Raw genomic sequence first — 19,621 nt, forward strand, 5'->3', positions numbered from 1 at the left:
TCGGCGTTCGTACGCCGGAGAATAAAACCCAAGCTCCCGACTACAGGTCCGACAGCGACTCGCCGGCGACGAGCCGACGCAACGCGGCGGGCAACTCGTCGAGCGCCACGCGCTCTTGGTCGGTCGAATCCCGCTCGCGGACGGTCACGGTGTCGTCTTCCTGCGTCTCGTAGTCGACCGTCACGCAGTAGGGTGTGCCGACCTCGTCCTGTCGGCGGTAGCGACGGCCGATGTTGCCCGTGTCATCGTAGGCGACTTCGAAGCCCTCGGCGCGGAGCTGTCGGGCGACCGCTTCGGCCCGGTCGTCGAGGCCGTCCTTGGTCATCAGCGGGAAGACGGCGACCGTCGTCGGCGCCATGTCGGCGGGCAACTCGAGGAACGAGCGTTCCTCGTCGTCGACGACGTCGCTGCCGTGCGAATGGATGAGGACGCTGTAGACGAGTCGGCCGACACCGAAGGAGGGTTCGACGACGTGCGGCGTGATGTGCTCGCCGGATTCGGTCTGTTCCTCGACGGTGAAGCCGGTCTTTTCGACGGGGACGGTGTAGGACTCGCCGTCGACATCGACGGTGACCTCCTCGCCCTCGAACGCCGAGCGGTCACGGCCCGCAAGCGCCTCCAACGCGTCGGCGATGTCGCCGGCCTTGCCGCCGAACTCGGGGCCCAGATAGCTCATGTCGGGGTCGACGGTCGCCCGTTCGACCGTCTTCTTTTCGTCGTACTGCCGGAAGAGGGTGAAGTCCTCCTCGGAGTACTCGCCGTGCTTCTTGAGGTCGTAATCCGAGCGGTAGGCGAAGCCGGTGACCTCGATCCAGTTGCCGCCGAGTTCGGTTTCGGCGTCCCAGCAGTCCGCCGCGTAGTGGGCGAGTTCGCCGGGCAGGTGCTGGCGGTAGCGGAATCGCTCCATGTCGATGCCGATGCGCTCGTAGAACTCCATCGAGCGGCCGAGATAGTAGGCGACCCAGTCGCTGGCGATGACGCCCTTGTCGACGGCCTCCCGAATCGTGTAGGTCTCCATCTCGCCGTCGTCGGCCTGCTGGGCTTCCGCGGAGTAGAGGGGCACCTCGACGTCCGCGACGCGCTCCAGCGGCGGTTCGTCGTGTTCGGGGTCGATGAAGTGCTCCAGTTCGGCCTGCGTGAACTCCCGGACCCGAACGAGCGCGCGGCGCGGCGATATCTCGTTGCGGTAGGCCCGGCCGATTTGGGCGACGCCGAACGGCAACTGGTTGCGCGCGTACTCCTTGAGTCGCGGGAACTCCACGAAGATGCCCTGTGCCGTCTCGGGCCGCAGGTAGCCCGGAGACGACGAACCGGGGCCGATGTTCGTGCCGAACATGAGGTTGAACTCCTCGACGGGTTCGTCGGCCAGCGGGGCGCCGCAGGAGGGACACTCGATTTCATGGTCGGCGATGAGTTGGCCGACCTCCTCGGGGTCGTAGGCCTCGGCGTCCTCGATGCCCTCGATTTCGTCCTCGACGAGGTGGTCCGCACGATGGGTCGCGCCACACTCGGCGCACTCGATTATCATGTCGTCGAAGCCGTCGAGGTGGCCCGACGCCTCGAAGACGGCCTCGGGCATCACCGTCGGCGCCTCCAGTTCCATGTGGCCCTCCTCGCGGACGAAGATGTCCCGCCAGGTGTCCTCAAGGTTCCGCTTCAGCGCGGCGCCCTCCGGGCCGTAGGTGTAGAAGCCGGCCGTACCGCCGTAGGCCTCGTTCGACTGGAAGAAGAAGCCGCGGCGTTTGGCCAGCTCTGCGAGCTCGTCCAGCTCCGTCATACCAGCGCCTCCAGCAGGTCGACGTCCCGGACGATGCCCGTCAGTTCGCCGCCGGAGACGAGCGGAATCTGCTCGATGTCGTGGGAGAGCATCTCTTGGGCGGCCTCGCGGGCGGTCTTGTTCTTCGAGACGGTCACGAGGTCGGCGGTCATGAACTCCGCGACCGGCTCGGAGGGGATCTCGACGTTCAGCGTCGGCACCGCGCGGCTCCCGACGGCCTTGATGCCCTCCCACATCCACTCGTCGTCCTGATTGGCGACGGCGTCGCCCGGGTCCGATTCGCCCTGCACGACGCGGGCGACTTCGATGATGTCGACCTCCGTCAGCATGCCCGCGTGCTCGGCGTCGTCGTCCAGCACGATGGCGTAGGGGACGTTCGCATGGCCGAGTTCGCGCTCCGCCACGGGGAGCGGCGTGCCCTGATAGACCGTGTTGACCTCCCGGGTCGCGAGGGTGCCGACCTCGGTGTCGCCGTCCTCCTCGCCCTCGGCGATGGCCCGGACGATGTCGGTCACGGTGATGATGCCGAGCAACTCGTCGCCGTCGACGACGGGGACGCGCCGCTCGCCCGATTCGAGGACGAGTTCGGCCACGTCGGTAACCGAGGCCGTCGACTCGACCGACGGTACCTCCCGAATCAGCATCGCCAACTGGTCTTCGTCCGGTTGTTCGATGAGCGATTCACGCGTCACGAGGCCGCGGAACACCTCGCCGTCGTCGGTTTCCTTGACGATGGGAACCGACGAAAAGCCCCGGTCCTGCAGGTACTCGAGGACGTCCTCCCGGGTACCCGGGATTTCGACCGTAACAACCTCGTCCCGCGGCGTCATCGCGTCTGCAACGTTCATACCCGCGAGGTATCCGCGCCTGCGTACTAAGTCCACCGAACGAACTTTTTGCACGGGCAGGCGGCAGAGCCGCCTGCCCGGCAAAAACTTCGATGAAAAAGACACTTCGGGCCTCCCGATGGTCGGCCCTCGGTCCCGTGCGTGGCGGCCGTAGGCCGCCACGACCATTCGGTTGCGGGCGGAGCCCGCAACCCGCGCCTCCCTGCGGTCGGCGCGGGGAACCGCTCGGCGCGCTTCACGCGCCTCGCGGATGCTCCTTACGGACTTCTGGCTAAGAGCACGAAGCAGGCGGGGAGGACGAATTACTGCTGTGTCTCAGCCCTCGACTTCCTCTTTCGAGAGGAACTGCCCGAGCGTGCCGCGTCGCTCGGCGATGGCTTCGTAGGCCTCCTCGCGGAGGTCCTCGTAGTCCTCGAACTGCCGGAGGAACGAGACGATGTCCCGCGACCCCGGCGGCACGTCCGCGACGGCGAATGCCTCCTCGATGGCCGCTCCACAGGAGTAGACGGTATCGCCGGTCAGGAAGTGGGCGCACTCCTCGTAGTCTTCGGGGAGTCGGTCGCGCTGTTCGTTCGAGAGGTCCGAGAAGCCGACCGTCTCGATGTCGGAGCGCTGTGCGAAGTAGTTGACCCACCACTTGCAGAACCCGCACTCGTCGTCGTACACGAGCGTTCCTTCGGTCATGGACGGAGCTACGACCCCCGGCCGTTTAGAAGCCCCGTTTGCGGTCGGCTCTCAGGTGTACCGGGCGGTTTCGGCCCCGCAGTCCTCGCAGACGGTCACTAGCCCGTCGCCGTCCTCGGCCCGCTCGATGACGTGGTCGGTTCGCTCGCCGCAATCATCACACTCACACAGCAGCGTCAACTCGCCGGCCTCGGCGGGCGCGCCGATGGCGAGGGCCTTGACGTGTTCGTCGCTGCGGTTCCACCCGCGCTGGAAGTCGCCGGCGTCGAAGTGGATGACCTCGTCCGCGCCGACCTCGATTTCGCCGTCCTCGGTCTCGAAGGTCACCGTCCCCTCCAGAACGTAGAAGACCTCCTCTTGGTTGCCGTGGGCGTGATAGCCGAACGCGAAGCTATCGCCGGGCGCGAGTTCGTAGTAGTTCATCGCCACGTTCTCCGCGCCGAGTGCCTTCCCGACCGGTCGCTTGACCGTCGCCGGCCCCATCCAATCGTCGAGTTCCTCGATGTCGACTTTCTCCATACGCGGCTATGTGACACCACCCCGCAAAAAGGAATGGGCCTCGGCAGTCGTCGAATCGAGGAGAAACGCAGGAGCGTCTACGGCCTGCTTATAAATAATACCGTGAGTGGAAAGCGGGAGTCAATCGAGAGCGGTGCAGCGAGCGGCAGTCAGCGGGTAGCATCCGCGCGCCGAAGGCGCGCGGTTCCCGGCGACGAGACGGCGAAGCCGTCGAGTCGCCGTAGCGCGTGCGGACCGGAGCGGCCGAAGGCCGCGGAGGGAGCACGCGCGCATATTTTCCCCATGTTTTTGCCGGGCCGGCCGCAGGCCGGCCCGTGCAAAAAGTGGCTTACATCATACCGCCCATGCCGCCGCCCATGCCGCCCATGCCGCCCATGCCGCCGGGCGCGCCGCCGGGGCCACCTTCGTCGTCGCCCTTGTCGGTCGAGAGGTCGCCGGCGGAGATGATGTCGTCGATTTTCAGGACGAGGTTGGCGGCTTCGGTAGCCGACGAAAGGGCCTGGGACTTGGCGTGGGCCGACTCGACGACGCCGGCGTCGTAGGTGTCGACGATGTCGCCGGTGAAGACGTTGAGACCGGCGGTCTCGTCGCCCTCGTCGTGGGCCGCACGCAGGTCGACGAGCGTGTCGATGGAGTCGAGGCCGGCGTTCTCCGCGAGGACGCGGGGCACGAGTTCCAGCGCGTCGGCGAAGGCCTCGACGGCCAGCTGTTCGCGGCCGGAGACGGAGTCGGCGTAGTCGCGGACGCGGCGGGCGACCTCGACCTCGACGGCGCCGCCGCCGGCCAGCACGCGGCCGTCGGAGACGGTCTGGGAGACGACGTCGAGGGCGTCACCGATGCCGCGTTCGAGCTCGTCGACGACGTGGTCGGTCGAGCCGCGGAGCAGCAGCGTCACGCCGTGGCTCTCGCCGAGGCCTTCGACGTAGAACAGTTCGTCCTCGTCGTCGAAGGTGACGTCGGCGGTACCGAGGTGGTCGGCGTCGAGGGTCTCGAGCTCGGAGACGATGGTCGCGCCGGTGACCTCCTTCAGGAAGCCGAGGTCGGTCTTCTTGACGCGGGAGGCGGCGAGGATGCCCTCCTGTGCGAGGAAGTGCTCGGCGAGGTCGTCGATGCCCTTCTGGCAGAAGACGACGTCGGCGCCGGTCTCGGCGATGGCGTCGACCTTCTCGCGGAGCTCCTCCTCTTCCTTGTCGAGGAACTGCTGGAGCTGGTCGGGGCTGTCGAGCTGGATGGAGGCGTCGGCCTCGGTCTCCTCAACCTCGATGGGCTCGTCGATGAGGAGCACGTCGGCGTCGTCGACGGAGGTCGGCATGTCGGCGTGGGCCGGCTCCTTGTCGATGACGGCGCCGTTGAGGAGTTCGGATTCGCTGGCCGAGCGACCGGTCTGCGTCTCGATGTTGACGTATTCGAGGTCGACGATGGTCTCGCCGTCGTCGGCCTCGACGGTGACGGCCTGCACGGCGTCGACGACCAGTTGGGCGAGGACGTCCTTGTTGAGCTCGGCGCCCTTGCCGGTCATCGACGTCTCGGCGACGTTGCGGAGGAGGTCCGTATCGGAGGGGTCGACGTCGCGGGCGACGTTGTCGATCTCCGCGCGGGCCTGCTCGCTGGCCTGATGGAAGCCCTTGATGATGGCCGTCGGATGGATGTCCTGTTCGAGGAGGTCCTCGGCGTTCTTCAGGAGTTCCCCGGCGATGGAGACGGCGGTCGTGGTGCCGTCGCCGGCCTCGTCTTCCTGCGTCTCGGCGACCTCGACGATCATCTCGGCGGTCGGGTTGTCGATGTCCATCTCCTGCAGGATGGTGACGCCGTCGTTCGTGACGGTGACGTCGCCCATCGAGGAGACGAGCATCTTGTCCATACCCTTAGGGCCGAGCGTCGAGCGTACGGCCTCAGCGACCGCCTGCGCCGCAGAGATGTTGTGACTCTGGGCGTCCTTGTCCTTCATCCGCTGGGAGTCCTCGCCGAGAACGATCATCGGCTGGCCACCCATTCGCTGCTGTTGACTCATAATCGTCCGAATGATTGTCCGTGGTTCTATATAAATGCTTCTGAACGACGATGCGACGATGACTCACTCAGCTAACGTCGGCTGACGAGAAAAACAGGAGATGGCGGCGCTGTGGTAGTCGTTATCTCGGTGGTTTTCCCGTTCGGTGAGGCTCGCCGAGGACCTTCCTCGAACCGGGGTTTATTAAGGAACGGTACTCGTGACGCCGAGAGCCTCGACGCCGCGGCGCTCGGTGGCGGCTCCGCCGGCTCTCGGCTACTCGTCCGACCCCGATGCCTACTCGACTGGTTCCTTCCAGTTGACGACGACGTTGCCGATAGCGAAGTTGTCGTGGACGCTCCCGTCCCGAACCACGCGAATCGTATTTTCGCCGACCGTCAACTCCGCGCCCGTCACCGTATCCATCCAGTACTGCCAGCCGCTTGCCGGCGGGATATCGAAGCCCGTCACCGGCTCGTCGTTGATGTATATCTCGTGGCCGAACCCGCCCACCTCGTAGGCCTGCAGTTCGAGGTAGGGCTCGGTCGGTTCGGCCGGCACCTCGAAGGTGTGTTCGGCCGTCTCGTCGCCAGCGTACGCCGCCCACGGGACGTCGAGTGCCGCCTCGTTGGGGCCGAGCTGTTCGCTGAAACCGACGAGTGCGTAGTTGGCGCGGTGGCTCATACGTTCGTCTGCGTCCGGACAACGTAAATAGCATAGCACGGCAGCGACGCGACGACCGAAACGAAACCGCAGGAAAGCGCCAGGACAGGGATCGAACCGGAGGAAGACGTTCCTGCTCGCTCATAACTTCGCTCGCAGGCTGCGACTTCCAGGGTTCAAACCCCATCTCCGTTCGCGACTCACGAAGTAGTTCCCGACGCCTCACTACCGTTCGGCGTCGCTCACGATATTGTTCGTCACAAAAGCGCCAGGACAGGGATTTGAACCCTGAATCCCGTAAGGGAACACGCTTTCCAGGCGTGCGCCTTACCGTTCGGCCATCCTGGCTCACTCCAACCTACCGTAGTCTGCCGTTTAAAGGCTTCGCGTTCCTCGTCCGTACGTTACTCGGTGCCGCCCTCCGGGGAGTCCTGTCCCAGCGCCGGCCCGAACCGACCTTCCACGTAATACGCCGAGGCGGCCGTCCCGGTGAAGACGATGACGGCGACGGCGGCGACGGGCCCGACGCCGAGGAAGGCGCCGTCGGCCAGCAGATACGCCTGATGGAGGACGAGGAAGGCGAGGGCGCCGACGGCCCCCCACAGGAGCGCGGATTTCTGCCGCGGCTTCATTTCGTGGCGACGGCCTCGATTTCGACGGCCATCCCCTTCGGGAGGCTGCCGGCTTCGACCGCCGAGCGGGCCGGCGGTTCGTCGTCGAAGAAGGAGGCGTAGGTGTCGTTCATCTCCTCGAAGTCCTCGATGTCGTCCAGATAGACGGTCGTCTTGAGGACGTTGTCGAGGCTCGTGCCCGCCGCTTCGAGGACGGCTTCGAGGTTCGACAGCGCCTGCTCGGCCTGTACGTCGACGGGTTCGTCCGCGAGGCTCTCGCCGTTGGGTGTCAGCGCGATCTGGCCGGCCGTAAAGACGAGGTCGCCGTCGGTCGTCGCCTGACTGTACGCGCCGACGGCGGCCGGTGCGTCGTCGGTGTGAATCGTCTCCTTGCTCATACCTGCGAATGCGGCGCGCGAGGATATAAAAGCGGGCGCTACCGCTCGACGCTGACGGTTCGACTGTCGGTAATCGGCACCAGCGGGAGTTCCGAGAAGGCGACTTCGACCTCGTAGGTCAACTCCTCAGCGTCGCCGCCGAAGACGCCGACCGGCAGCGTCGTCTCGCCGAGGTACCGCGTCTCCTCGGACATCTCGACGCCGTTGACGGTCACGCGAACTCCGGCCGGTTCGCCGTCGCCGGCGTTCCGTACCGTCAGTTCGGCCATCGCGTTCTCGCCTTCCGGAATCGAGTCTGGAACGCCGCTCCACTCGAAGGAGAGGGCCGGCAGCGACTCGGCCTGCTGGACGACGCGCTCGGCGAGCCCCTCCGAGAGGCCGGCCGACACGAGGCCGCCGACGCCCGCCGCCCGGACGTCCGCCGGCGTTTCCAGCCCCTCGCTGGCGAGTTTCTGGGCGCGGCCCTTGCCGACGCCATCGATGGCGGTGAGGCCGACCGCGTCCTCGCTGATGCCGTGTTCGACGCGGGCCTCGACCTGCCGGACGAGGTTGGCGTCGCGCGGCGAGGCGAACCGCTCGCAGAACGCACGGAGGGCCGCCAGCATTCGGAGGGCGTTCTGTCGGATGACCCACGCGTCGCTCTGGAGTTCGCCGGGGGTCGTCCCGTCCATTCCGGCCCGGAGGATTGCGAGGACTTTCCGATTGCCTGCGTCGAGGTCGTCGCCCTCGTTGCCCAGCACGGCGCCGAAGGTCTCCCGTTCGTCGCGGCGGGCGGAGACGCTGTCGAACTCCCCGGCGTCGGCGACGGTGCGGAGGACGGCCGACTCGTCGAGTTCGGGAGTCTCATCGTCCGCCGCGCGCTCACACAGGCGGTAGAACCCCTCGGCGGTATCCAGTCGCAGGTAGAACTGCGAGGTGAGTTTCCCGAGGCCGGTCGGTTCGATTTCGAGGCCGGACTGGTCGACGAAGCCGCCGTCGACGAGTTGTTCGAGCGTCGCCGACACCCGCTCTCGGAGCGCGTCGGCGGCGTCGTACTTGTCGGGCGCGCTCCCCGCTCGCGTGTAGTAAAAGGTGGTCTCCAGCCAGTCCATCACGTCCTCGATGTCGTCGACGACGCCCAGCGCGATTTCGGCGTTGAGATGCGAGTCCAACTCATCGGCCAGTCGCGACTCGATGGGCTTGCCGTCCCGGAGCAGTTGCCGGTACTTGTCGGCATCCGAGCCGTCACAGACGACGTAGGCGTAGCCCGCGTCGTCGTAGCCCGGCCGGCCCGCACGCCCGAGCATCTGGAGGATGTCGAGGGGACTCATGTCCACCTCGCCCTCCAGCGGGTCGTGGAGCTTCGTATCCCGGATGACGACACACCGGGCGGGGAGGTTGACGCCCCACGCGAGCGTCGACGTCGAGAAGAGCAACTGAATCTTGCCCTCCCGGAACCACTCTTCGACGCGGTTCTTGTCCTCCCGGGAGAGGCCGGCGTGGTGGAAGCCGACGCCGTCGACCACCGACTGCCGGAGCGTGTCGTTGTTCAACTCCTTGGCGTCGGTATGGAAGTCGTAGTCGCCCCGAGAACTGATGTCGATGTCCCGCTCGGCGATGACGTCGCGGGCCTTCTCGGCCGCGCGGACGGTGTCCTGTCGGGAGGCGACGAAGACCAGCGCCTGCCCGCCGTCCTCGATGTGCGGTTGGGCCAAATCGAGCGCCCGATAGAGCCGCCGGTACTTGTCGGCGAAGGCGTTGTCGCCGTGGGCGTAGGTCTCGACGCCCGCCGACAGCGGGACGGGCCGATAGTCGTCGCCGAACTCGAAGGTCGCTTCGGGCGGCGCGTCCAGCCAGTCGGCGACGTCCTCGACGTTCTGCATCGTCGCCGACAGCGCGACGACGCGGGTGTCACAGAGCCGCCGCAGGCGGGAGATGGTCACTTCGAGGACGGCCCCACGGCGGTCCGAATCCAGCAGGTGGACCTCGTCGATGACACAGCAGTCCACGTCGGTTATAAAAGAGTACCGCGGTGAGTCGTGCTTCCGCGTCGCGGAGTCGGCCTTCTCGGGCGTCATCACGAGGATGTCCGCCCGCTCGGCCTTCCGGGGATTCAGGTCGCGCTCCCCGGTGACGACGTAGACCGAATAGCCCAGTTCCTCGAAGCGGTCCCACTCGTCTTCCTTCTCGTTGGTCAGCGCGCGAAGCGGGGCGAGAAACAGCGCGGTGCCGTCGTTGCGGAGCGTCCGGCAGATCGCGAGTTCCGCTAGAGCGGTCTTGCCGCTGGCGGTCGGCGCGCTCACGACGACGTTGTCGTCGGTGTCGAGTATCGCCGGGAGCGCCTCCCGCTGCATCCGGTTGAACGACTCGAAGGGAAAGGCCTCGGCGAACTCGGGGACGAACTCCTCGACGGCGCCGGCGGAAGTAGCCACTACCGGAAGCGAGCGCTCGCGGAGTAAAAACGCATCCATTCCGGAAGCGTCGGGGGACTGGAATCGCCTATGGGGTTGGTTAGTATCTATGCGCGTATTTAAATGGAAGGAGCGTGGCGACTCCTTGACCGCAACTACCTGCGAAGCCCTCAGCCGGCTGGCGGTCGCTAATCAGGATATCCTCCCTCGCTTCGCTTGGTCGGATAGGGCCTGATTAGCGACTCCCCTTCGGCGCCACCCGGCATCGCCCTTCGAGTCCTCCAAGGACCGCACAGCACCGCAACCGCAGCCACTCACCTCCCCAACCGACTCCCTCCTTCGCTTCGCTCAGTCGGTCGTCCCTCGCGCGCTGGCTGACCCGACCCCGCTCGCTGTCGCTCGCGGCGGTCGGCCAGCGCGCGCCATTTATAAAAGTCAGTCGGCCGGAAGCGAGTGGTCGCCCTCGGCGACCCTCGCGACCCGGGGAAGGGCAGGTGCGGTGCTGTTCCTGGTGGACTGAAAGGGCGAGGCGGGTTCGCGTTTATATAGTCGCTGAGCGGCCGCTATCCGAGGCCGACCGCAGGGAGGCCGAGGATATGCCGCTCAGCGGCCGCGAACCCGCCGAGGGCTTTCCGGCTGGTTGCGGTCGGGATGTCGCCACGCTTTACTTATAAAACAACAGCGAATGAGAAATAATCCCAGAATCCAGCCTATCGTAGGGCGTCGAGTTCGAACTCGAAGCCGGAAACCGGCACTTCGAGGTCGTGTTCGACCAGCACCTTCGGATGCACCTCACCGATAACGCCGACCGACTCCCCGTCGAGAACCACTTCGGCGGTCCGGCCCGAGATGAAACTCGGATGGGCCGTCGGCGGCGTTTCGAGGTCCTTGTCGAACGCCCGCGCAATCGCCTGCAGGCGCGCCTTGGCGTCCTCGTAGGAGGCGTCGGTGCGCGCGACGACACCGGCGACGGTGCGGTGTTCGGCGACGTTGGTCGGTTCGTCGGTGTCGACGTGGGCCGCAAGGCCGATTTCCGCGAGGTCCTGCGGGTACGCGCGATGGGTGTTGTTCTCGAGGACCATCATCAGCGAGGGCAGCGCCCACGTCCGGACGACGGTATAATCCTCGCTGTACGGTTCGGTGATGGTCACCGCGTCCTCGGCACCCAGCGCGTCCTCGCCGGACGAGAGACCCATCCGGTCGAACAGTTCGTCCTCGTTGGTCAGATGGAAGTTCAGCAGGTCCTCGAAGCCGAGGCCGACCAGGGCGTCGCGGGCGGCATCCTCCAGCCGCGAGCGCTCGTGGCGGCCGCCGACCGTCGAGATGTCCGGGTAGCGGGGTTCGAGGTCGTTGAAGCCGTAGGCGCGGCCGATGTCGTCGACGATATCCAGCGGGTGGAGCACGTCGACGCGGTAGGGCGGAATCTCGACCTCGTAGAGGAGTTCGTCGGATGGGTCGGGACCGCTCGACTCGTCGTCCTCGCCGGCGGTGCCGGCCACCGATTCGGCTTCGAGTTCGCGCGTGGGCACGGTCTCGATTTCGGTCGTCTCCTCGACGCCGCCGGTGTTGGCGGTGTCGGGTGTGCGCGCGTCGGAACCACCGAGTTCGTCGTCGTTCGTCTCGGCGTCGAGACCGGCCCGTTCCAGCAGGTCGATGACGTCCTCGCCCGGGATATCGATGCCCAGCAGGCTCTCGATGCGGTCGTGGGAGACCGTCTTGGTGGCCGTGCTGAGGTCGGGCCGAACGACGGTTTCGTCGGCGTATTCGACCTCGACGTCCTCGATTTGTCCGCCACGGGCTTCCAGCGCGTAGCAGACGATGTTGAGCATCTTGTCGATGGTCCACTGGTCGGTGCCCGTCATCTCGATGAGGAGGTCACGGGACCCGGCCTCGACCTCGGTCCGCTGGCCGTTGATGACCGGCGGGAACGAGAAGAGGCCGATGGCGTCGTAGATGGCCGGATAGCGGTCCAAATCCTCGACCAGCGGCGCGTAGTCGTCGCCGATGGGGTGTTCGTCGAGGACTTCGGCGGGCGTCCGCTCGGCATCGTCGTCCAGCGGGACGAACCTGTCGCCGTCGGGGTCGATTCCCCGGTAGACGATGCGCTTGTTCTCGTCGCCCTCGCCGAGGGGCTTGAGCATCGTCAGGTCGTGGACACCGATGGCGCCCTTCGCGCGCTTGCGGCCCATCGTCGCGTGGAGTTTCTCCTGCAACTGGATGAGCGACTCCAGTTCCTCCTCGTCGAGTTCCGCGCCGCGGACGATGGCGCCCGTCACGTAGGGGCGTTCCTCGGGGACCGAGTCCTCGACTTCGATGGTCCACTCGGCGTCGTTCGTGTTCGGGACGTAGACGCCCCGGTCGTCGCCGTACTGATACCGGAGCGAGCGGGCGATGCCCTCCACGGAGAGGCGGTCCAGTCGGTCCGGCGCGAACTCCAGTTCGAAGTCGCCGTCCTCGGTTTCGTCCTCGAACTCGAGGCCGAGCGCGAAGAGGTCGTCCTTCAGTTCCTCGTCGCTTTTGTCCTCGTGGCCGGTCAGTCGGCGGAGTTCGTCGGGGTCGACATCGACGACGGGCATTACTGCACCACCTCCACGTTCCGCAGCAACTCAAGGTCACACAGCGTCCCGTGGACGTCGCGGATGTCCTCGAAGCCGTACATCAGCATGAGCAGACGCTCCAAGGCGAGGCCCCACGCCATCACGTCACACTCGACGCCCAGCGGCGTCACGACCTCCTCGCGGAAGATGCCGGAGTTGCCGATCTCGATGAGTTCGCCGGTTTCGGGGTGCTTGCCGAACAGTTCGAAACTCGGCTCCGTGTAGGGGTTGTAGTGGGGCTTGAACTCGATGTCCGTGATACCGAACTGCTCGTAGAACTCGGTGAAGGTCCCCATCAGGTCGCGCACCGAGAGGTCCTCGGCCATGACCCACCCTTCTATCTGGAAGAACTCCAGCAGGTGGGTCGGGTCGAGGGTGTCGTTGCGGTAGACCTTCTCGACGCTGAAATATCGCTGGGGCGGTTCGAGGTCGCCTTGCGCGAACCCGGAGAGGTACCGCATCGACAGCGAGGTAGTGTGACCCCGCAAATCGACCTGCTTGGCGACCTCGGGCGTCCACGGCGAGTGGTAGCCGTCGCCGTCGTCGCCGACGCCGTTGCGGTGGGCGTCCTCGACGCGTTCCAGCAGGTCCTCGGGGATGGACTCCATCGGCGGGACGTCTAAGGCGAACTGGTCCCAGTGGGTCCGGGCGGGGTGGTCCTGCGGCATGAACAGGCAGTCGTTGATCCAGAACTCCGCGTCGGCGTGGGGGCCTTCCATCTCCTGGAAGCCCATCCCGACCAGCACGTCCTTGACGCGGTTGGCGGTCTGCCGGAGGATGTGTTCCTTGCCGCCATGGACCGTTTCGGCGTCGGCCTCGACGTTGTACTCGGTGAACTCCACATCTTCCCACTCGCCGGAGGTGAGCAGTTCGGGCGTGACCGCGCCGACCGTCTCGGCGACCTCGACGCCTTCCATCATCGCCGTGACGCCCTCGTCGGTCAGCGTCACCGACCGGACGGTCGTCTCGGTGCGCTCGATGAGGCCGCGGGATTCCAGCCTATCGAGGACGCCGGCGTCGATGTAGCCGGCGTTGTCCTCGGCGATGGCCTCCAGCGCCTGCTCCTCGTGGTCCTCCTCAGGGTCGACGTCGGGGCCGCCCTCGGTGTCGGCGACGACCTCGCCGCTCTCGATGTTTCCGAGGCCCTTCCGGGCGAAGTTCGACAGCGCGATGTCGACTTCCGGACCCTCCAGCCCCGAGGCGCCGATGAGTCGGCCCATTTCGACGGCCGCCTCGTCGGCGCCAGCCTCGATGGCCGCCTCGTAGAGGCGGAGTTCCGGCAGGCCTGCCTCGCGGTACTGGGCTCCTTCGTCGGTGAGGCTGACGTCCTCGGCGACGTGTTCGTCGACCGCCACCAGCCCGTCGTCTTCGAGTTCGAAGGCGGCACGGGTGACGGCGGCGGGGTCCTCGCCGAGCTCCTCGGCGAGCTGTGCGACCGTTTTCGTCTCGGTCGCGCTGGCGGCTTCCAGCAGCGCGACCTGCGTTTCGGGTAGTCTCATTGATGCGGTATGCGTGGGTCTGTCTGTTAGCGGTTCCGACTCGAAGACGGGGTTTCACCGGGGGCCGCGCGCGGCCGGCCGGCTCCACCCGCGTCTACGCCGCGAAGAAAAAGCCGAACCCGGGGGTACGAGTGCGGTCGGAAACGGTGCCGACGGCGGCGGGTTCGGATGCCATATTCGGCCGGAGGGCAGCCGCCGGCAAAAACGTTGTCCTCGGCGCAAGCGACGGTACTCGCCCGCTATCGGGTATCGCGGAGGTCGACGAACCAGCCTTCGTCGGCGGCGATCCAGCGGTCGATGCGTCCGTCCTCGTCGGGCACGCGGTCGAAGATGATACACCGCTTTTCGCCCGAGGCGGTCTCCTCGATGCGGGCATCGACCAGCGGACTGGGCATCCGTCCGTCGGCGTCGATGTCGGGATAGGGAGTCGGCATCGTGTCTGCCAGCCTATCCGAGGGAGCCACTTCAACGGGGGATAGCGTTCAAACAAAACGGCGGATATCGGGCGATACAAACGGTTTAAACGGTATGAACGGAGCCGCTATGTCCCGTGTTGCCAGCTTTCCATGTACTCGACCTGCTCGTCGGTCGGCTCGTCGATGTCGATGCCCTCGGCGGCGAGTTTGATTTCGGCGACCTCCCGGTCGAGGTCATCGGGCACCTCGTGGACGCCGGGGCCGTACTCGTCGCCGTTCTCGACCAACTCGCGAACGCTGACGGCCTGGACGCCGAAGCTCTGGTCCATCACCTCGACGGGATGGCCCATCGCGACGGGCGAGGCGAGGTTGACGAGGCGGCCGTCGGCCAAGACGTTGATGCGGCGGCCGTCGGACAGGCGGAACTCCTCGATGCCGTCCCGTACTTCCTGTCGCGTCTCGGCCAGCGAATCGAGGTCTTCGAGGTTTATCTCGACGTTGAAGTGCCCGGCGTTGGCGAGGACGACGCCGTCCTGCATCTGCTCGAAGTGCTCCTTGGTGATGACGTCGCGGTTGCCCGTCGTCGTCACGAAGATGTCGCCCTTCGCGGCGGCCTCGTCCATCGAACAGACCTCGTAGCCCTCCATGTGGGCCTCCAGGGCCCGCCGGGGCTCGATTTCGGTGACGATGACGTTGGCGTTCTGGCCGGCGGCCTTCTTGGCGACGCCGCGGCCACAGTAGCCGTAGCCGGCGACGACGATGTTCTTGCTCGCAAAGGAGAGGTTCGTCGTCATGGCGATGTTCGACAGCGTGGCCTCGCCCGTGCCGTGGACGTTGTCGAACAGTCGTTTCATCGGCGTGTCGTTGACGGCGAACATCGGGTACTTCAACTCGCCGTCGTCGTCCATCGAGCGCAGGCGGTGGACGCCCGTGGTCGTCTCCTCGCAGCCGCCGACGATGGAGTCGATGAGTTCGGGGTAGTCCTCGTGGATGGCCATCACGAGGTCGCCGCCGTCGTCGACCGTAATCGTCGGGTCGTGGCCGATGGTCGCCTCGATGGCGCTGTAATACTCGTCGTCGTCGACGTCGTGTTTCGCATACGAGGTGATGCCGTCCGTGGCGTCCAGCGCGGCGCTGACGTCGTCGTGTGTCGACAGCGGGTTACAGCCGGTGATGGCGACGTCCGCGCCGCCCTCCGCCAGCACCTCGGTCAGGACGGCGGTCTTGGCCTCGACGTGCATCGCCATCGCGACCGTCTCGCCGGCCAGCGGTTGCTCGGCGGCGAACTCCTCGGCCAGCGAGGTCATGATGGGCATGTGCTGGCGGGCCCACTCGATCTTCTTGCGGCCCGACGCCCGGGATTCGTCCGGGTCGTTGAGCTGTTCGGTTATCGTCGGGTGACTCATACCTCCCACGAGGGGTGTGGCCGGGAAAACGCTACCGAACGATACCTCTCGGTGCTCTCGAACGAAGCCTGTGAAAAAGAAACCCGCGCGAAAAGAGAGGGGAGCGTGGGGAACGGCTACGGGTCGTCAGTTGTTGGGGCCGTTACCGTTGCTGGGGCCAGCGTTGTCCGGTCCGCCGCGTTCTTTCTCGTCGTCCTCGTCGCTGTCGGGGCCGGCGTCAGCGGGCGGACCCTGCGTCTTGTTGTCGGCGGGGCCGTGCTCGCCGTCAGGACCGGCGTCCGCAGGCGGGCCTTGGGTCTTGTTCTCGGGCGGGCCCTGGGTCTTGTTGTCGGACGGGCCAGCGTGCTCGGGCGGGCCGGCGCTTTCCGGTGCGTTACCGGGGTTGTGCTCGCGGACGAACTCGGAGACGGACTGGCCGATGTTCGTCGTGTTGTCGTCCTGCACGAGCTGGTGGATGAACATCGAGACGCGCTGACCGAACGGCACGACGTTGTCCTCAGAGCCGGTCAACGTGACCGACACCGTCGTCGACTCGTTGCCGTCCTCGGCGGTAATGGTCAGTCGGACGCCCTGTTCAGGCGCGGGGAGCTCGACCGTTCCGTTGGAATCGGTCGTGTACGTGCCCGTGCCGTTGTAGGTGTAGTCCTCGTCTTCGGTCTCGTTGTCCAGATCGGAGTCCGTGTCGTTCTCAGTTTCGTTGTCCTCTTCCTCGCTATCGTCGACGGTATCCTCCTGCGTTACCGTCACGTTCGCACCCTCGACGGTACTGTTTTCGTCGGTGACCGTCACGACGGCGTTCTCGCCGTCCTGTGTCACGTCGACGCTCAGGTTGCCTGCGTCGTTCTGCGTCTGCGCCATCGCGACGCCGGGGCCCACGACCGACAGGACCATCAGCGCCGACAGGGCAATCGCGACGAGTCTTGTATTCGAGCTCATCTCACTCGGTTGGTGACGCGAGATACGGATAAAGGGGGTCTCCCGTTCAGTCGGTTCAGGGACGTCTGTAACTGGGAAGTAAATGGATCAAAAACCGTTATAACGTTTAGAAACGTCTCTGGTCGTTTAATCCGTCACTGGGATGCGCGGTCGATTGCTTCGGTCGCGTGCCGCTGGGCCTCCCGTCGGACGGGGTCGACTTCCAGCGTCCGGACCTCGCGGTCCGCCATCAGCACCTCGCCGCCGACGACGGTGTGGCGGACGTCGCTGCCGCGGACGGCGTAGGCGAGGTGAGAGACGAGGTCGTTTTCGGGGGTGAGATGTGGGGCGTCGAGGTCGATGACCGCGAAATCCGCGAGGGCGCCCTCCTCGATGCGGCCGGCATCGAAGCCCAGTACTTCGGCGCCGCCGGTGGTCGCCGCGTGGACGACGTCCGGGGCGGCGACGGCGCTGGCGTCCTCGGCGGCGAGTTTGCCGACCATCGCGGCGTCCCGAACCTCGTCGAAGACGTCGAGGTCGTTGTTCGAGGCGGGGCCGTCGGTGCCGATGCCGACGGTGACACCCGCATCCAGCATCGCTTGGACGGGCGCGATGCCGCTGGCGAGTTTCATGTTCGAGGCCGGACAGTGGGCGACGCCGGCCCCGCGGTCGGCCAGTAACTCGATTTCGGTCTCGTCGACGTGGACGCCGTGGGCGATGAAGTCGTCGGCGCCGAGCATCCCGAGGTCGTCGGCGAACTCGAGGGGGCGGACGCCGCGTTCCTCGACGATGGGGCTGACCTCGTCTTCGGTTTCGTTGGCGTGGTAATGCAGGGGAATTCCCTCATCGCGCGCGCGGTCGACGTATGTCTCCAGCAACTCGGCGTCGACCGTCGTCAGCGAGTGGGGCATCAGCGCCGTCTTGACGCGACCGTCGGCGGCGCCGTTGAGTTCGCGGGCGACCGCGAGGCCCTCCTCGAAGTCGGCGCGGGCGTCGGCCTCCTCTTTGCCGACGGTGACGATGCCGTGGCCGACGCGGGCCCGGAGGCCGGCCGCATCGAAGGCGGCGACGACCTCTGGAACGTGGAAGTACATGTCGCCGACGCTCGTGACGCCGTTGCGTATCATCTCGACGGCGCCGAGGCGTGCGCCCGCGCGGACGTCTTCGGGGTCGAAGGCGCCTTCGACGGGCCAGATGTCCTCCTGCAGCCACGCATCGAGCGGCTTGTCGTCGGCGTAGCCCCGCAACAGCGTCATCGCGGCGTGACAGTGCGTGTTGACCAGTCCCGGCACGACGAGCGAGCCGTCGGCATCGAGCGTCTCGTCGGCCTCACCGCCGGTGTCGTCGCCGATATCGGCGATGCGGCCGGTGTCGCGGTCGGCGAGCACGTCCGCCTCGCGAATCGAGCAATCGGGCAACAGGACGCGTCCGCCGGTGATTCCCAGCGTACTCATGGGCGGCCGTAGGCCCAGCGGGTGGTTGAAACTGCCGACACGCCGGCGCGTTTTCACGCTCGGTAAACGGGGTCTGGGCTTTTTGAATGCCTGACGGGAAACGGCTGTATGCGCCCGCTTTTAGTCGTGGTAGCCCTCCTCCTTTCGGGGTTCGCCGGGGTCTTCTTCCTCGGTAGCTTCCTGTGGTACCGACACGCACCTCGCCTCCACGCCGGGACGGTGTCCGCTGATGACGCCGTCGGCGTCGAGCTGTTGCACTACGGCGTCGCCGCCGGCTTCGCCTCCTTCGGCGGCTTCCTGTTCGTGTTCGTCTTCCATCTGCTGGTCGTGGGGATGGCCGGAACCGATGCCGGACTCACGGCCTCGCTGGCGGCGTTACCGCTCGAAGAAACCGCCGTCGGACTGTTCGTCCTGTCGCTGGCGACCTTCATCGTCGCGGGTGTCGGCTACGTCGCCGACGCCCTCCGCGGGCGGTTCGGCGGCGTCCGATAGGGTAAAGGCCCATCCGACAGCGTCCGATAGGGCAAAGGCCCGCCCGCCACAAGCGGGGGTATGCGCATCGCCGTGCCCAACAAGGGGCGCCTTCACGAGCCAGCACTCGATTTGCTCGAACGCGCCGGTCTGCACGTCAAGGACGGCGCCGACCGGAAACTCTACGCCGACACCGTCGACCCCGACGTGTCGCTGCTTTTCGCCCGCGCGGCCGACATCCCCGAGTACGTCGCCGACGGCGCCGCGGCGCTCGGTATCACCGGCCTCGACCAGGCCGAGGAATCCGACGTCGACCTCGTGGACCTGCTCGATCTGGAGTTCGGAAGCTGTCGGCTCGTCCTCGCCTCGCCGGAGGACGGCGGCGTCCAGAGCCCACAGGAACTCACCGGCGGCACCGTCGCCACCGAGTTTCCCAACATCACCGAGGCCTATTTCGAGGAGTTGGGCTTTCAGCCGGACATCGTCGAGGTCTCGGGGGCGACCGAACTGACGCCGCACGTCGACATCGCCGACGCCATCGTCGACATCACCTCGACGGGGACGACCCTCCGGATGAACCGCCTCGAAATCGTCGACGAGGTGCTGGAGTCGTCGGTTCGCCTCTTTGCCCACCCGGACGTCGCCGACGACCCGAAGGTCGAACAGGTCCGAACCGCCTTCCGGTCGGTGCTCGACGCCGAGGACAAACGCTACCTGATGATGAACGTCCCGACCGACGCCCTCGATGACGTCCGCGAGGTCATCCCGGGGATGGGCGGGCCGACGGTCATGGACGTGGCCGGCGACGCCGAGGACGAATCCGTCGTCGCGGTCCACGTCGTCGTCGACGAGCGGGAGGTCTTCGAGGTGGTTCCGGAGTTGAAACAGGCCGGCGCAAGCGACATCCTCGTCACCGAAATCGAGCGACTGGTCCCCTAAGCGGGGCTGCCGGGTGGTCGAAAACGGGGGTGGGGAGAGTGGGG

Annotated in this window: 17 protein-coding genes and 1 tRNA gene; 2 read left to right on the top strand and 16 right to left on the bottom strand. The window is 66.4% G+C overall.

The features are described from left to right. Positions 1 to 40: 40 nt before the first annotated feature. From glyS to U5914_RS04820, 16 genes are all read right to left on the bottom strand, one after another. A complete protein-coding gene (gene glyS, locus U5914_RS04745; protein WP_336134555.1) occupies positions 41 to 1,777 on the bottom strand; it encodes a glycine--tRNA ligase in 1,737 nt (578 codons plus the stop codon). Then, positions 1,774 to 2,625 carry a CBS domain-containing protein gene (locus U5914_RS04750; RefSeq protein ID WP_336134556.1) on the bottom strand — a complete coding sequence of 284 codons (852 nt, stop codon included), beginning with the start codon at positions 2,623 to 2,625 and terminating at the stop codon, positions 1,774 to 1,776. Before U5914_RS04750 ends, glyS begins: the two co-directional genes overlap by 4 nt. Positions 2,626 to 2,940: 315 nt before the next feature. Then, complete coding sequence (locus U5914_RS04755) at positions 2,941 to 3,309, bottom strand: DCC1-like thiol-disulfide oxidoreductase family protein (protein ID WP_336134557.1); 369 nt, start codon at positions 3,307 to 3,309, stop codon at positions 2,941 to 2,943. A gap of 51 nt (positions 3,310 to 3,360) precedes the next feature. Continuing rightward, a complete protein-coding gene (locus U5914_RS04760; protein ID WP_336134558.1) occupies positions 3,361 to 3,828 on the bottom strand; it encodes a cupin domain-containing protein in 468 nt (155 codons plus the stop codon). A 328-nt stretch (positions 3,829 to 4,156) separates the two neighbouring features. Continuing rightward, positions 4,157 to 5,839, bottom strand: coding sequence for a thermosome subunit beta (gene thsB / locus U5914_RS04765; protein WP_418766741.1), 1,683 nt, complete (start codon positions 5,837 to 5,839; stop codon positions 4,157 to 4,159). A 276-nt stretch (positions 5,840 to 6,115) separates the two neighbouring features. Then, positions 6,116 to 6,502 (bottom strand): DUF7383 domain-containing protein, encoded by a 387-nt coding sequence (locus U5914_RS04770; protein ID WP_336134559.1) that lies wholly within the window; start codon positions 6,500 to 6,502, stop codon positions 6,116 to 6,118. A 245-nt stretch (positions 6,503 to 6,747) separates the two neighbouring features. Beyond that, positions 6,748 to 6,829: transfer RNA gene (locus U5914_RS04775), tRNA-Ser, on the bottom strand. A 56-nt stretch (positions 6,830 to 6,885) separates the two neighbouring features. Continuing rightward, positions 6,886 to 7,113 carry a DUF7981 family protein gene (locus U5914_RS04780; protein WP_336134560.1) on the bottom strand — a complete coding sequence of 76 codons (228 nt, stop codon included), beginning with the start codon at positions 7,111 to 7,113 and terminating at the stop codon, positions 6,886 to 6,888. Beyond that, positions 7,110 to 7,490: a Rid family detoxifying hydrolase gene (locus U5914_RS04785; RefSeq protein WP_336134561.1), complete on the bottom strand. Its 381-nt coding sequence runs from the start codon at positions 7,488 to 7,490 to the stop codon at positions 7,110 to 7,112. The genes U5914_RS04780 and U5914_RS04785 overlap by 4 nt, the downstream gene beginning before the upstream one ends. 38 nt (positions 7,491 to 7,528) lie before the next feature. Further along, positions 7,529 to 9,901, bottom strand: coding sequence for a DEAD/DEAH box helicase (locus tag U5914_RS04790; protein ID WP_336134562.1), 2,373 nt, complete (start codon positions 9,899 to 9,901; stop codon positions 7,529 to 7,531). Between the two features lie 689 nt (positions 9,902 to 10,590). Continuing rightward, positions 10,591 to 12,456, bottom strand: coding sequence for a tRNA ligase subunit PheS family protein (locus U5914_RS04795; RefSeq protein ID WP_336134564.1), 1,866 nt, complete (start codon positions 12,454 to 12,456; stop codon positions 10,591 to 10,593). Next, the gene (gene pheS / locus U5914_RS04800) at positions 12,456 to 13,976 is read right to left on the bottom strand and encodes a phenylalanine--tRNA ligase subunit alpha (protein WP_336134566.1); all 1,521 of its coding nucleotides are present in this window, start codon (positions 13,974 to 13,976) and stop codon (positions 12,456 to 12,458) included. The genes U5914_RS04795 and pheS overlap by 1 nt, the downstream gene beginning before the upstream one ends. Positions 13,977 to 14,215: 239 nt before the next feature. Next, positions 14,216 to 14,410, bottom strand: coding sequence for a DUF7511 domain-containing protein (locus U5914_RS04805; RefSeq protein ID WP_336134568.1), 195 nt, complete (start codon positions 14,408 to 14,410; stop codon positions 14,216 to 14,218). Positions 14,411 to 14,517: 107 nt separating this feature from the next. Then, positions 14,518 to 15,798 (bottom strand): adenosylhomocysteinase, encoded by a 1,281-nt coding sequence (locus U5914_RS04810; protein WP_336134570.1) that lies wholly within the window; start codon positions 15,796 to 15,798, stop codon positions 14,518 to 14,520. A gap of 126 nt (positions 15,799 to 15,924) precedes the next feature. Continuing rightward, on the bottom strand, positions 15,925 to 16,734 hold the full coding sequence (locus U5914_RS04815) for a hypothetical protein (RefSeq protein WP_336134572.1): 810 nt from the start codon (positions 16,732 to 16,734) through the stop codon (positions 15,925 to 15,927). 134 nt (positions 16,735 to 16,868) lie between these two features. Continuing rightward, positions 16,869 to 18,167 carry an amidohydrolase gene (locus U5914_RS04820; protein ID WP_336134573.1) on the bottom strand — a complete coding sequence of 433 codons (1,299 nt, stop codon included), beginning with the start codon at positions 18,165 to 18,167 and terminating at the stop codon, positions 16,869 to 16,871. Positions 18,168 to 18,275: 108 nt separating this feature from the next. On the opposite strand from U5914_RS04820, the gene U5914_RS04825 reads away from it, so the two are divergent. Together U5914_RS04825 and hisG are read left to right on the top strand one after the other, a co-directional pair. Next, positions 18,276 to 18,659 carry a hypothetical protein gene (locus U5914_RS04825; RefSeq protein WP_336134574.1) on the top strand — a complete coding sequence of 128 codons (384 nt, stop codon included), beginning with the start codon at positions 18,276 to 18,278 and terminating at the stop codon, positions 18,657 to 18,659. Positions 18,660 to 18,719: 60 nt separating this feature from the next. Beyond that, entirely contained in the window at positions 18,720 to 19,577 is an 858-nt protein-coding gene (gene hisG / locus U5914_RS04830) for an ATP phosphoribosyltransferase (protein WP_336134575.1), read from the top strand. Positions 19,578 to 19,621 lie beyond the last annotated feature (44 nt).

It is taken from the genome of Natronomonas amylolytica (assembly GCF_037031205.1).
Lineage (GTDB): Archaea > Halobacteriota > Halobacteria > Halobacteriales > Haloarculaceae > Natronomonas > Natronomonas amylolytica.

Coding starts and splice junctions, on each gene's coding strand:
- U5914_RS04825 (WP_336134574.1), top strand. CDS start 18,276: ATGCGCCCGCTTTTAGTCGTGGTAGCCCTCCTCCTTTCGGGGTTCGCC.
- U5914_RS04760 (WP_336134558.1), bottom strand. CDS start 3,828: ATGGAGAAAGTCGACATCGAGGAACTCGACGATTGGATGGGGCCGGCG.
- glyS (WP_336134555.1), bottom strand. CDS start 1,777: ATGACGGAGCTGGACGAGCTCGCAGAGCTGGCCAAACGCCGCGGCTTC.
- U5914_RS04770 (WP_336134559.1), bottom strand. CDS start 6,502: ATGAGCCACCGCGCCAACTACGCACTCGTCGGTTTCAGCGAACAGCTC.
- U5914_RS04810 (WP_336134570.1), bottom strand. CDS start 15,798: ATGAGTCACCCGACGATAACCGAACAGCTCAACGACCCGGACGAATCC.
- hisG (WP_336134575.1), top strand. CDS start 18,720: ATGCGCATCGCCGTGCCCAACAAGGGGCGCCTTCACGAGCCAGCACTC.
- pheS (WP_336134566.1), bottom strand. CDS start 13,976: ATGAGACTACCCGAAACGCAGGTCGCGCTGCTGGAAGCCGCCAGCGCG.
- U5914_RS04780 (WP_336134560.1), bottom strand. CDS start 7,113: ATGAAGCCGCGGCAGAAATCCGCGCTCCTGTGGGGGGCCGTCGGCGCC.
- U5914_RS04815 (WP_336134572.1), bottom strand. CDS start 16,734: ATGAGCTCGAATACAAGACTCGTCGCGATTGCCCTGTCGGCGCTGATG.
- U5914_RS04750 (WP_336134556.1), bottom strand. CDS start 2,625: ATGAACGTTGCAGACGCGATGACGCCGCGGGACGAGGTTGTTACGGTC.
- U5914_RS04805 (WP_336134568.1), bottom strand. CDS start 14,410: ATGCCGACTCCCTATCCCGACATCGACGCCGACGGACGGATGCCCAGT.
- U5914_RS04795 (WP_336134564.1), bottom strand. CDS start 12,456: ATGCCCGTCGTCGATGTCGACCCCGACGAACTCCGCCGACTGACCGGC.
- U5914_RS04820 (WP_336134573.1), bottom strand. CDS start 18,167: ATGAGTACGCTGGGAATCACCGGCGGACGCGTCCTGTTGCCCGATTGC.
- U5914_RS04785 (WP_336134561.1), bottom strand. CDS start 7,490: ATGAGCAAGGAGACGATTCACACCGACGACGCACCGGCCGCCGTCGGC.
- U5914_RS04755 (WP_336134557.1), bottom strand. CDS start 3,309: ATGACCGAAGGAACGCTCGTGTACGACGACGAGTGCGGGTTCTGCAAG.
- thsB (WP_418766741.1), bottom strand. CDS start 5,839: ATGAGTCAACAGCAGCGAATGGGTGGCCAGCCGATGATCGTTCTCGGC.